The organism is Mesorhizobium sp. M1273 (assembly GCF_040318195.1).
Lineage (GTDB): Bacteria > Pseudomonadota > Alphaproteobacteria > Rhizobiales > Rhizobiaceae > Mesorhizobium.
Window position 1 is genome coordinate 1 of the sequence record NZ_JAMYLV010000040.1, and the last position, 12,100, is coordinate 12,100.

The 12,100-nt window shown below is 57.9% G+C and carries 10 protein-coding genes and 3 pseudogenes; 8 read left to right on the forward strand and 5 right to left on the reverse strand.

The window, feature by feature from the left end:
• Positions 1-140 (reverse strand): annotated as a pseudogene (locus tag NKH30_RS28365) (IS110 family transposase); the annotation flags it as partial.
• A 510-nt stretch (positions 141-650) separates the two neighbouring features.
• Between NKH30_RS28365 and NKH30_RS28370 the strand changes: the two are divergent.
• The gene (locus NKH30_RS28370; RefSeq protein ID WP_352997596.1) at positions 651-1,931 is read left to right on the forward strand and encodes an ATP-grasp domain-containing protein; all 1,281 of its coding nucleotides are present in this window, start codon (positions 651-653) and stop codon (positions 1,929-1,931) included.
• A 154-nt stretch (positions 1,932-2,085) separates the two neighbouring features.
• Here the strand turns inward: NKH30_RS28370 and NKH30_RS28375 are convergent.
• Both NKH30_RS28375 and NKH30_RS28380 read right to left on the reverse strand, forming a co-directional pair.
• Positions 2,086-3,044: pseudogene (locus NKH30_RS28375) on the reverse strand (IS256 family transposase); the annotation flags it as partial.
• Between the two features lie 33 nt (positions 3,045-3,077).
• Positions 3,078-3,369, reverse strand: a pseudogene (locus NKH30_RS28380) (transposase); the annotation flags it as partial.
• A gap of 29 nt (positions 3,370-3,398) precedes the next feature.
• Here NKH30_RS28380 and NKH30_RS28385 point away from each other — a divergent pair.
• The gene (locus tag NKH30_RS28385) at positions 3,399-3,596 is read left to right on the forward strand and encodes a hypothetical protein (protein WP_352997597.1); all 198 of its coding nucleotides are present in this window, start codon (positions 3,399-3,401) and stop codon (positions 3,594-3,596) included.
• Between the two features lie 321 nt (positions 3,597-3,917).
• Here NKH30_RS28385 and NKH30_RS28390 read toward each other — a convergent pair whose 3' ends face one another.
• Together NKH30_RS28390 and NKH30_RS28395 are read right to left on the reverse strand one after the other, a co-directional pair.
• On the reverse strand, positions 3,918-4,640 hold the full coding sequence (locus tag NKH30_RS28390; protein ID WP_352997598.1) for an aspartate/glutamate racemase family protein: 723 nt from the start codon (positions 4,638-4,640) through the stop codon (positions 3,918-3,920).
• Between the two features lie 143 nt (positions 4,641-4,783).
• Positions 4,784-6,046 (reverse strand): M24 family metallopeptidase, encoded by a 1,263-nt coding sequence (locus tag NKH30_RS28395; protein WP_352997599.1) that lies wholly within the window; start codon positions 6,044-6,046, stop codon positions 4,784-4,786.
• A gap of 1,029 nt (positions 6,047-7,075) precedes the next feature.
• Here NKH30_RS28395 and NKH30_RS28400 point away from each other — a divergent pair.
• The 6 genes from NKH30_RS28400 (at position 7,076) to NKH30_RS28425 (ending at position 12,088) form a co-directional block, all read left to right on the forward strand.
• On the forward strand, positions 7,076-7,561 hold the full coding sequence (locus NKH30_RS28400; protein WP_352997600.1) for a hypothetical protein: 486 nt from the start codon (positions 7,076-7,078) through the stop codon (positions 7,559-7,561).
• On the forward strand, positions 7,515-7,844 hold the full coding sequence (locus NKH30_RS28405; protein ID WP_352997601.1) for an NAD(P)-dependent oxidoreductase: 330 nt from the start codon (positions 7,515-7,517) through the stop codon (positions 7,842-7,844). Before NKH30_RS28400 ends, NKH30_RS28405 begins: the two co-directional genes overlap by 47 nt.
• Positions 7,845-8,166: 322 nt before the next feature.
• Positions 8,167-9,219 carry an ABC transporter substrate-binding protein gene (locus NKH30_RS28410; protein ID WP_352997602.1) on the forward strand — a complete coding sequence of 351 codons (1,053 nt, stop codon included), beginning with the start codon at positions 8,167-8,169 and terminating at the stop codon, positions 9,217-9,219.
• A 177-nt stretch (positions 9,220-9,396) separates the two neighbouring features.
• Positions 9,397-10,182 (forward strand): ABC transporter permease, encoded by a 786-nt coding sequence (locus tag NKH30_RS28415; RefSeq protein ID WP_352997603.1) that lies wholly within the window; start codon positions 9,397-9,399, stop codon positions 10,180-10,182.
• Complete coding sequence (locus tag NKH30_RS28420) at positions 10,175-10,975, forward strand: ABC transporter permease (RefSeq protein WP_352997604.1); 801 nt, start codon at positions 10,175-10,177, stop codon at positions 10,973-10,975. Before NKH30_RS28415 ends, NKH30_RS28420 begins: the two co-directional genes overlap by 8 nt.
• 21 nt (positions 10,976-10,996) lie before the next feature.
• Positions 10,997-12,088 carry an ABC transporter ATP-binding protein gene (locus tag NKH30_RS28425; RefSeq protein WP_352997605.1) on the forward strand — a complete coding sequence of 364 codons (1,092 nt, stop codon included), beginning with the start codon at positions 10,997-10,999 and terminating at the stop codon, positions 12,086-12,088.
• Positions 12,089-12,100 lie beyond the last annotated feature (12 nt).

Below are 12,100 nucleotides of genomic sequence, written 5' to 3' on the forward strand. Positions count from 1 at the left end.
CCATCAAGCCGATCCATCTTGGCACGACGGTGGCGGCGCGACACCGCGATCGATGCCGCATCGACGATGTGACTTTCGATCCAGTCCTCGCGGTTCAGCACCCGGTCGATCCAGAAGCCGTCCAGCCCCGCCTCCTGGATCCCATCTTTGAGCGCTGGCTGCTCGACCGGCTGACCATCGCTTTCTCTACAGCCTAGCCGAGACGAGGCTGCGATCGCCGGGCTCTAGCCGATCTTAACGAGCGCCGGGTGTTGCGCCGGTCGGCTGCACTTCGCATCAAATGTCCGAGGAGATCGAGCGTCCTGCGCTCAAGCCCTCGCCAGCCAAGCATTACGTCTTTGCCGAATGGCGCATAAGGCGCGGCTGCCTTGTTATCACGTCGAGATCGAAGGTTTACATTATCCTCTGGCGCTAACGCCCAGGAGCAGCTTGAGGCGCGATCACGACCGCCGTGAAGCTGTTCCGCATGCCACACAGCCGATTGTCAAATCGCTACAACAGATCCTTCAACTAAATTCGCACAATCTTCGCAACCATAGCCCGCTGACAAATGGTACATCCACCGCAACTCCTGAGTTAGACACGAAAGAAAACCTGATGCCTGTTTTATGCTCGGACCACCGCACAGCAAGCAAAGGAGGTTGCCCACGATGGCAAGACGAGCGCTTATCCTGATTGAAGGCACAAGAGTGAATGGTCCGCTTTACGTCAAAGCGGCCCAACGTCTTGGCCTTCACCCAATTACTCTCTCGGTTGATCCAGCTCGCTACGACTATCATGCGCCGGAAAGGATTGAAGCGATCCGTGTCGATACAGACAACCTTGATGCGCTGATCCACGAATGTTCCCAGCTGCGTGCGACCTATGAGATTGCCGGCATTACGGCAGCTGAGGAGGAGGTCTATGCGACAGTTGGCCAGCTCTGCCGGCATTTCGATCTACCGGGGCCGAACCCTGAATCCGTTGAACGGTGTTGCGACAAATTCGTTCAACGTCAGCTCCTCGCGGAAGGCGGCGTTCCAATACCGGCTTTTCGTGTGGCAACGACTGCGACGGAGGTAGAAAGCTTTGCTGCGGAGATCGGCCTGCCGGTGATTCTCAAGCCAGCCGTAGGCAGCGGCAGCAGCGGTGTCCGATTGTGCCACAATGTCGACGAGTTAGCCGAACATATGAGCTATCTGTTGAGCGGGAACTACATATGGCGGTCTTCGCCGCGGATACTAGTCGAAGAATTCGCACAAGGACCCCATTATAGCGCTGAGATAATGGGAAGCGAGGTCATTGGGATTGCTGCCATTGACTGGGGCCGCCCACCGCATTTCGTCGCTCGCGAGTGCACTTATCCGGCTTTGCTGACAGATGACGAGCATAGGCTTATCATCGACGCTTCGCTGAGCTGTTTGCGAGCCCTCGGCCTTGGCTGGGGCCCAACGAACATTGAATTCCGGTGGACAAAGCGTGGCCCCGTCGTCATTGAAGTCAATCCGCGTCTTGCGGGTGGGACCGTTCCGCACCTGGTTCAGTTGGCTTATGGTGTCGATCTCGTCACCGAGCACATCAGGCTTGTCATCGGCGATAAATGCGATTTGCGCAGAAGGCATTTGCACATCGCGGCCGCGCGGAAACTAATTCCTGATCGCGATGGCTTCCTCGATAGGATCGATGGCGGCAATCGGGCAGCGGCTATATCAGGTGTCGCCGAGGTCAAGTTGTATGTTGAACCCAAGACGCCGATCGTCAGGACGGGCGACTACCGGGACTGTATCGGGCATGTCATGGCCGCTTCAACCAGCCGTGCCCAGACCAAGAAGATACTTCAGCGCGCCCTCGACTTAATCAGTTGGTCGATCACACCATTTTCGTCCCTTGGCGAACAGGAGCAAATCACACCTCGCCCCCCGCCAGCGGAGGTGGCGCTAGGTAAGAGGTGACGGTCGCCGATCGTTCAAATCGTCCGGTATGCGGTTGGCTATGCCAGCGAATAGCTGATGCGTCTCGGGAGCGGAACGTGGCTGCAGGTGGTCAGGCCCTACGCCTCAATCCGACAAGGCTTGAATGAGGCTGCTCGGCGTCGCTTTCAGCGAAGAATCCATGCCGCCAGCTCTGGCCGATGGCTGGATAGCGCTGGGCCCAGGGGCCGGCCTCGAACGCCGCCAGCGCCTTTCGGCGGCATCGGCAGCGGTAAATTTCCTTGAGTGAGCTGGAGAGGCTCTTGCGGTCTTTCCAGGACACGAAGTTGCATCGAGTTGCGCAGCAGGTGGACGATGCATGTCTGGACGATCGCCTCCGGGAACACAGCGGTGATCGCGTCCGGGATACCTTTCAGGCCATCGACGACAGCCAGAAGGATATCCTCCGGGCCACGGCTCTTGAGCTCGTTCATCACCCGCAGGCAGAACTTGGCGCCTTCATTCTGCTCGAGCCAGGGGCCCAGCACCTCCTGGGCACGATCGGCGCGCACGCCCAGCGCGATGTGGATGGCCTTGTTGCGGACCATCCCTTCATCGCGGATCTTGACCCGGATCGCATCGAAGAAGACCAGCGGGTAAATCGGATCGAGAGGCCTTTGCTGCCAAGCGGCGACTTTCGTCGAGCACGGCGTCCGTCACCCTTGAGATCAGGTCCGCTGACACATCGATGCCGTACAGATCAGGCAGGTGCCCGGTGATCTCCCGGGTGCTCATGCCGCGCGCATACATCGATACGATCTTGTCATCAAAGCCAGGAAAACGGCGCTGGTACTTGGCGATCAGCTCCGGATCGAAACTCGACCGGCGGTCGCGCGGAACATCGATCTCCAGCTTGCCGGTCTCGGTCGTCACCGTCTTGCGGCCATAGCCGTTACGCGTATTGCCAGCGTCGTCGCCGCTCGCCAGATGATGGTCCATCTCCGCGTTCAGCGCGCTTTGTCAGAGCCTTCTTGGAGCGTATTCCAACAGGCCGCCCTGTCCGAAGGCAGCACTGGCTGCGCCTTCTGCCAGCAAGTCGAGAAGATCATTCGACAGGTTCTGCGCCAGATCATAGTGGGATCCCTTTCTACCCATTATGCCCGCCCCGCACACGGAAATCCTGACAGCCCCCTTCATCAGCAGATACCATCACAACGGCGAGCTTGCGCGCGATCGCGACGGCGGCGACGTGCTGGCCGCGAGCATGTCCGCGTCCCTGCTTGGTAATGCGTCCATGATAGGCAGGCCCCGGTCCCGATTGCCTGACGCTCGGATTCAGCCCGAGATAGCTGACGAGCTTTTGCGGCTCCTCGAAGCGGGTCACGTGGCGAATCGCGGCCTTCATCGCCAACGCGACGGTCATGTCGGCACCGGGAATGGTCATCAGCCGCTTCACGCTGTCATCCTCAAGAGCCGAGCGAGGAGAAGAACACGCCCCTGAAGAAGATCGTGGCGGACCTGATGCTGGACGAGGAGATCCTGCAGGACGTCATCAAGCGAAGGCGACCTGACGGGCTTCAGCTTGTTGATGAGAAGACCGCCATCGAACCACTCCAAAACTGGAAGTTCGTGCTGCTACGCGAAAAGCGCACGTGGACCGAATTAATAGTTATCCGCCAATCTGCCCTGGCCACCCGCGCTTCCTGATTCTCTTGTCCTCCCGCTGGTGAGAGGTGGGATTTGAATAGGAGCGGCATAGGCGACAACATTGTCACTCGACATCCAGGTTGATGTATGTGCGCCAGCTGCATCGGGCCCCGGCCCGATCCATACCGGCTCCACGGCCTCTTGTGGCCCCGGGAGCGCCCGGGTGTTCTGGTAACTCCAGACATCATAGCCGGAAATGTAGTTGAGGTGCGCGTGGTCCACGACAACAAGCAGCGATACGCCGTCTGCTTTCTTCAGGCGGTCGTGGTACTCAACAAAGGGAATGGCAGTGACATGTACAGCCCTTTGTACCGCCGGCGGTCACGCGGTTAGGCCGTGGTGACTGCTTCTCAGCTTGACGGAACGATCCGGACTCATGCCCAGAAACATGTTGGCAAGCGTCGTGACATCCGCAACAGGAAGGCCAGTATCGCTCCGCACGGCACCCGCCGCCACCGGGAAGGCGGTGCATTCGAATACGAACGCCCCGATGTCCGGGTTCGCGTCGAGGAGCTTCCTGGCCGCAGCCCTCACGTCCCTAACGAGGATCGAGACGTCGATGATCGGAGCGGGCTTAGCAAACTCGTACCACAGCTCGCTTCCCTCGATCCCACCCACAGCCACGCTGATATCTTTCGAAGACCAGCCTGCACAGACATAGTGGTTCTCCATCAGCTTGGGTGCGTCGTAAGTGAGAAGGCCTATCCTGGACCCCGGCTTCAGCGTCCGTGCTACGAAAGGCACCAGCAGCAGGCTCGACATCGCGACTGGAATCGAGACCGCCTCGGCCACTGCCGCCTGAAAGAGGCCGGTGAAGCCACAGTTGGAAACGATTGCGGACACACCCTGACGCTCCAACTCTCGCGCGGCGGCTGCGTAACCGGCTTCCACGGACTTGTCCCCGTCGATGACGTTCCGGGTGAACGCCCCCGGAACCTGCCTGCGTTTGACCGGGAACGGGAATGTACCTGGTCCGGCCATGAAGCCGGGAAGCTCGACGGGCTTTGTCTCCAGTTCAAGAACGCCAAGTACCTTGTCTGTCATAGTGGCATGGGCCCCTTTGCTATCCATCAACACACCGCGTCGAGGTACCACGGTAACGCACATCTCGCCGCCAGTCTCTGGGGCGATGCCTGTCCGGCTGGCCTGTTGTATCGCGGAATTCGTCATTGTCCGGCTCGCCCAGTTTATTTGACGACTAGCGTCCGTGGCGTGCGGGTCAAGGGCTCGTACCTCGTCTCGGTGACGGCAAAGGGCTGCGTGATGGTGACGGACTGATCACCGAGCCAGAGGCCTGTCATCATGTGAAAGCACATCCCCGGCTGGAGCACCGTGTTGTCTTCCCTGCGTATGCTTGCGGTGCGCTCGGCGACTGTCGGCGGATACCCGATACCGAGCGGATAGCCGATCCGCTGGTCTTTCTCGATCCCGTTCCGCGACAGCACCTTGTGAAACGCTCCAAAGACTTCGGAACACGCCTGGCCGGAACGCACGCTGTCAAGTCCGGCATTCAACGCCTCAATGGCGATGTCCGCGAGCTTCACATAGTCTGTTGACGGCTTTCCGAGGTAGACGGTACGGCTCACGTTGATCTGGTAGCGGCGGCGTGTACCATGGACCTCGAAGTTGATAACCGTGTTGTTGGACAGCGGCTTGTCAGTCCAGGTAGAGTGGGGCGCAAGGGCCCGCTCGCCTATGCAAAGATGCACGACAGAAGAGTTATAGGTTCCACCGAACTCGGGAGTGCCGGAAATTTCTTGATGATACGCGGCTGCGGCGAGATCGCACTCCCGTACACCCGGCTCAGCCGTCTCGATGACGCGCTTGATGACGGCATCGCCGATGAGGCCAGCCTGGCGCATGAACACAAGTTCGGCAGGACTCTTCACCAGGCGGATCCAGTTGACGAGGAGGTCGGCGTCTTCGAACCGGGCCTGTGGGAGCGCCTTGACCAGGTCCGCGTGGGCACGTGCGGAATAATAGTAGCCGCCCATCTCGACGCCGATGACGGCCGTCTCTCCGCCGAGTTCCTGGACGATTTTTGCAACATACTCGTACGCAGACCGCTCGGTGGAGTTCACGTAGCTATCAGGAAAGCCCCGAATGCTATCGTCAGAAAGATAGGTCGTGATCTTCGAAGAGGTTGCGTCCATGCCGCGAGTGATCATGATCGGCTCATCGCGGTCCAGAGCCACAATTGCCATCTGCGGGGTATAGAATGAGTAGGCGTCGTATCCGGTGAGATAGTTTTGATTTGGCGGCTCCGAAATGAGCAGGATATCGAGCCCGCGCTTCGACATCTCGGCCTTAACCGCGGCGAGTCGCGTGGCGTATTCCGCCGGTTCGAAGTGAAGAATTCTTTCCATCTTCGGTTCCCCTACTCTAACCGCTTCTTCCCGCCTGCCCGGCGCGGCGGTGTTGCGATTGTGTTGAGCGCCCGGCTGCACCATGCGGCAGTCTCTGCCGTCCTAGTCCTCGCGACGGGCCGCCAAAGCCTAGGATAGAGGCGCCTGCTCGCATAAAAACTGCGTATGAGGCCCCGATAGAGCCGCGCTTCTCGATTTGGCGAGATGGCGTGCAGCAATTGTGCGAACGCCAGGATCGAGCAGATTCTCTTCAAAACGTCGACAAACAACGTCACGAGGGGGTCTGGTCCCACCTGACGCGATCTGGGACCGTGGATCGCGCAGTCAAATCGCTCCCTCCGGGAGCAGATTCTCGGCGAAGAAGCAGTCTCCAGGCTTGAAGGTTGCAGACTCCCATCCTGAAACAGGATCTCCATCTGGCCTTGGAGCACACCACCCAAAGGGGCGATCCAAACAGTGGAAATCGAGGGTGAAGCCGACCGGACTGTAGCGGAACAAGGAAGCCTTGCACGGAGCGAGGGGCGTCTTTTGAATCTGCGGAACTCCCTCGGAAAGGTCCAAGCTTTCCTCGCGGCAGCGGCTCCGTCCACTTTCGTCAGTGTAGAGAAGGGTTTTAGTCAGATGGTTCATTGCTTGCTCCCCTCGATCCCCAGCGACCGGATGCAGGCAAGCCGGGCGGCTGACTGTTCCGTGGCAGCCTAGCCAAGTGCGGTGCTGGAAAGGTGTGGCATCCGAAGCGCGGAATCCCCCATCGGGCCTGGATACGCCCGCAGTCCAATCGCCACCCGCAGGCAGCACTATTCGATGGCAACGGGCGATCAGAGTTAGCGCGATTCCGGCGACGCGAAGACTCGCATGCCGCGGTTCCCAACGAAATCCTTCAACAACCATGCCGGCAGCGCAGTCTTTCTGCTGCGGCGGGGCGTCTTTCAGTCGAAACCGCACCCGGTGATGAAATACTGTTCGACGATGCGGTTCGGCTGGGCGCAAGTCGAGAGCCGGGCACCGCCCAAAGGCGGTCAACTATTATGAACGTATTATGAACGCGGGTGAGATGAAGGTTCTATGTTTGTGGCATGCCACACAGCAGGAGGTCGGGAGATCAAAACGGCGTTGCCGGCGGGAATCGAAGTGGTCGTGCCAGCGCCCGCCGACTACCTGTCCCGCTATGAGACCACTTACGCCGATCTCGAGCCTGATGCCCGCGAGGCAGACGCCTTCATCGGTTGGACGGCGCCCACCGGCATCCTCGAAATTGCTGAGAAGCTGAAGATCCTGTCATGGCTGCATGTAGGCGTTGATGACCTGAGGCAGATAGGTGCCTTTTCGCTGCTCGCCCAACGCAAGACGAAGCTCGCCAATATCGCTGAAGCGAATGCGATCGCAATCGCCGAGCACATGATGCTGATGCTCGCCCTCGCGAAGAATGCCATCATCAAGCATCAGATAGCAGTCGACGGTCGTTCTTCGTTTCCTGTTTGGGGGATGAAAGCCGGTGATCGGCGTCGGCAGCATCGGCGGCCGTGTCGCAAAGCACGCAAAGGCGTTCGATATGCACGTCCTGGGAGTACGTCGAAACAAAAAAGCCGAAGGCGTTGATACAATGTACGGGCCGGAGGAGCCGCACGACGTTCTGGCACAGTGCGACTATGTGGTCCTTGCCGCTCCAAATACCAGAGAAACAACCGGCCTCTTCGGTAAAGCCGAACTGGCAGCGATGAAGCCGAGCGCGTTCTTGGTCAACGTTGGTCGCGCGGCAACGCTTCAGGAAAAGACGCTTTATGAAGCGCTTACCTCAGGGCGGTTGCGCGGTTTCGGCACGGATGTTTGGTGGCGGTATGAGTTCGGCAGAACGTTCCAATCGGATGGGGCTCTCGGCTAGAGATTCAGAGGCTCCCGAACGCTATTTGCTCTGCCCGCGAAGCCCATACGCGGATGATGTGCTGGAGCGGTCTATCGAATGAGGCATCCAGAACCTTATCGAATTTGCCGCAGGGCAGCAGCTGACACGGGAGGTAAATTTGGAAGCGGGCTACTAGGTCCGCGCGCGAGCGCTGGTCGAGAAATTGGAACTCATACCAGACCAGCAATTCGAGTTCCACTTGCTTCGGCCCGCTCTCTGCGCGATTCGCGCGAGCGACACATCATTGCCCGACTCGGCTCACCGTGTGGGGCGGTACCACTAACCATAAGGAGAATGGGAAATGAAAAGACGCACATTTCTGAAACTCGCCACCGCGACCACGATGAGCACGCTGGCTGCGCCTTACGTCCATGCCCAAGAAAAAAAATTCGCGGGTATCACGCTCCGTTTTGGCGGATGGGGTGGATTGTACGACGAAACGATTCAGAAGTCCGTAGCTGCGCCGCTTGAGGAACGGACTGGGCTGAAAGTCGAGATTACCGCCGGCACACAATCTGCCGACTTGGTCAAGCTCGTCGCGAATAAAGAGAACCCTCCTTTCGATGTGTACCAGGCCGACAGCGCATACATGGTGGAGGCACTGAAAGCTGACCTGATCCAAAAAGTAACGGAAGCCGAGGTACCAAACATCAAACGCATCCTTCCCGGATTTCGTGAGTACGGTGAGTATGGGGTCCCATACAGCATTTTCGCGTACATACCCGTATATAACTCGCAGCTGGTCGAAAAACCACTAACTACATACACCGACATAACCAGACCCGACCTTAAGGGTCGCTTGGCTCTTCCCGCTGCGACTTTCGACACGTGGAACCTATACTTGTTAGGGCTAACAGAAGAGAATGGTGGTTCGATCTCCAATATGGAGCCAGCGTACACTTTGTTGGAGCAAGCGAAATCAAACATTGTTGCTTTGGCGCAGAGTACAGTTGCGATGGTCCAGATGTTCGAAAACGAAGAGGCTACGGCCGGCGTTATTTCAGATGCCCGTGGGCACGAACTGCGCTCGAAGGGAAAACCGATCGTTAGCGTGTATCCGCCGCTGGGTATCTACGGGGCAACGTCCTACATGAATGTTGTCAAAAATGCGCAGCATCCGGAGGCAGCATTCGCATTCCTGAACCAAATGCTTTCCAACGAAGGCATGCTTGGGCTACCTCGAACGCTGAGGCTTGGGGTAACGACTGACGTAAAACTTCCCGATGACATCGCGAAAGACCTGACATTCAACTCACCGGAGCGGGTCGCCCTGAAAAAGAAAGTCGACTGGGAGAAGTGGATGGCCAACCGCGGAGCGCGGATCGAGCGCATCAACAAAATCCTCCGCGGCTAGGGTCGTTGCCTTAGATGCAGGGTTTCGCGCGACCGCAGTAGCCCTGCATGCCCACTGACTAATAGAACTTTCCAGGGAAAAGCAATGTATCCACCTTCAAAGCAAAGCCGAAAACTCCCCGCGGCACTTTTGCTGGCCCCAATGGTCCTGCTTCTAGCCGGATTCTTGATAGTGCCTGTGACCGGTGTACTTCGCTCCAGCTTCCTCAATGGCGACTACCTTCTTGAAGGTGGTGGGTTTACACTGATACACTATTTTCGTTTCTTCTCGGATTCCTATTATTCGTCTATTTTATGGGAGACATTTGTCGACGGCTTCGTGGTGAGCCTGATCTGCTTGGTGATCGGCTTTCCGACGGGATATTCGCTTGCTCGGCTGCCACCCTTGGCGCGAAGATGGCGTACAATCATCGTCATCATGCCCTTGACGCTGAGCCTGGTTGTTATCGTGTTCGGTTGGCTCATCGTTCTCGGGCGCAACGGGCTTCTGAACTCCCTCTTGCTGAGTCTCGGTGTCATCTCGACTCCGCAGACGATGCTGTTCACGCGGCCCGCAGTGATCCTAGTACTTGTCCAGCAGTTTCTGCCGTTCATGATCCTTTCTGTCATGAGCGTTATCACGCAGATTGATCCAATTCTGGAACAGGCGGCGTCCAACTTGCGGGCCAATCGGCTTGTTACATTTCGGCGGGTTATCATTCCGCTCGCGATGCCCGGCATCCTTGTCGGATTAAATCTCGTATTCGTGCTATCGATTTCGGCGTTCATTACGCCTCGTCTAATCGGTGGTAACCGTGTCCCCATGCTGGGCAGCTTGATCTACGAGCGCATTATGTCGGAATTCAATTGGCCCTCTGGCGCAGCGATGGCCTTCATCCTCTTCGTCGCCGGCCTCGGCTTCACAGCGGCTTTCAACGCGTTAGCCGCTTCGCACTTTGTTATGGGTGGCCGTCGCCATGCATAATGATTTCACAGATTACGTCATGAAGGTGGCCGGAGCTGTGATACGTGCACTCGTGTATACAATGCTCGCACTGCCTGCGGTCCTGGTGGTCATTTCTTCATTCACCAGCGGGGAAACGATGAATTTCCCTCCCCCCGGCTTCTCCCTGCGATGGTACCAGCGGGCGTTTGAAAGCGAACCTTTCATGACGGCACTTTGGACCAGCACCTACGTCGCGGTCATCGTCGCGTTCCTTGCGCTGGCGATCGGATTTGCCGCCGCATTTGCCATCAACCGGTTTTCCTTCCCTGGAAAAGGACTGCTGCAGGCGCTTGCATTCTCGCCGTTGATCGTTCCCGCAGTAGTCTTGGGCATCGGCCTCCTGTATCTCTTTTCTTGCATGCGTATGACACAGACGATGCTGCCGCTTCTCGTCGGCCATCTCGTTCTCGCAATCCCATACGTTGTCAGAACTATTCTAGCGAGCCTCTCGTTATATAACCGGGTGCTCGAGGAAGCCGCGATGAATTTGCGGGCGACACCGCTCCAGGTGGTCCGCCGGATTACGCTGCCACTCATTCTCCCGGGATTGCTGTCGGCTGCGATCTTCGCGTTCGTGACTTCGTTCGGAAACGTGACGGTATCTGTATTCCTCACATACGGCGGCAACGTAACATTGCCCGTTCAGCTGTTCACCTATGTGGATAACAGCTACGACCCGCTTGTTGCATCAGTGTCGAGCATAATGATTTTTGTCACGTTGGCAGTCATTTTAACAATCGAGCGTTTGATCGGCGCCGAACGACTCGCCTAAGAAAAACAAAGGGTAGCGACTGTGTCGAGCAATCTTGAAAACCGACCGAATGACGCGGGCGACTATGTCGTCGAACTGCAATCCGTGTCGCGGCACTACGGAGATGCGATCGCTGTTGCGGACGTCTCACTAGGCATGACACGGGGGGAGCTGGTCTGTCTGCTCGGTCCGTCCGGCTGCGGCAAGACGACGACACTTCGCATGGTGGCCGGCTTTGTCGAGCCGACCTCCGGCACGGTTCGCATCAACAACATGGACATGACGCACCAGCCACCGTACCGGCGCGATACGGGAATGGTGTTCCAGAGCTACGCGCTTTTCCCACACATGACTGTGGCGGAAAACATCGCTTTCGGTCTGGAGAACCTGAAGTGGAAACGCGCCGACCGGGATAAACGGGTAAGCCAGATGCTCAAACTGGTCGAGCTTCCCCACCTCGCCGAGCGGTTCCCGGCGCAGCTCTCCGGCGGACAACAGCAGCGTATTGCACTCGCTCGCGCTTTGGCGATGCGCCCAGCAGTCCTGCTGCTCGACGAGCCGTTCTCCAACCTTGACGCTCAGCTCAGGGTGCGCATGCGCGAGGAGTTGCGAGAAGTCATTCGTGGGGTCGACGTCACGACCTTGTTCGTGACCCACGACCAGGAGGAAGCACTGACGATGTCCGACCGGATCGTCGTCATGAATGCGGGAAGGATCGAACAGATCGGGTCACCTGGCGACATATACGAAAGTCCCGAAAGCACATTCGTCGCAAAGTTCATCGGTTGGTGCGCTGTCGTGGAAGGCACTGTCGATTCGACTGGTAACTTCATGTCGAAATCGGGCATAAACCTGTCGGGTTCCTGGCAACCTGGCTCGGCGAGTGCCATAGTTCGACCCGAGCAGGTCCGCATATCGTCGGAAGGGACATTTGGAACTCCCGCGCATGCAAGGGTCGTTGAATCCCATTATTATGGGGGTGCCACCCGAGTCATCCTCGAAGTGAACGGGGAGCATCTAATGATGCACGAACGCTTCCCGTTCGGTCGCCATCCTAAGCCCGGCGAAACCCTGAGCATCACTCTAAATACTAGCGAAATCCGCGTTGTGCCGACGCCCGGCACGCCCCGCTGATTTTTGCGACGT

Excerpts from the sequence above, each read along its gene's own strand:
- NKH30_RS28420 (WP_352997604.1), top strand. The coding sequence starts at position 10,175 with ATGCATAATGATTTCACAGATTACGTCATGAAGGTGGCCGGAGCTGTG.
- NKH30_RS28390 (WP_352997598.1), bottom strand. The coding sequence starts at position 4,640 with ATGACAGACAAGGTACTTGGCGTTCTTGAACTGGAGACAAAGCCCGTC.
- NKH30_RS28410 (WP_352997602.1), top strand. The coding sequence starts at position 8,167 with ATGAAAAGACGCACATTTCTGAAACTCGCCACCGCGACCACGATGAGC.
- NKH30_RS28405 (WP_352997601.1), top strand. The coding sequence starts at position 7,515 with ATGCACGTCCTGGGAGTACGTCGAAACAAAAAAGCCGAAGGCGTTGAT.
- NKH30_RS28395 (WP_352997599.1), bottom strand. The coding sequence starts at position 6,046 with ATGGTGCAGCCGGGCGCTCAACACAATCGCAACACCGCCGCGCCGGGC.
- NKH30_RS28370 (WP_352997596.1), top strand. The coding sequence starts at position 651 with ATGGCAAGACGAGCGCTTATCCTGATTGAAGGCACAAGAGTGAATGGT.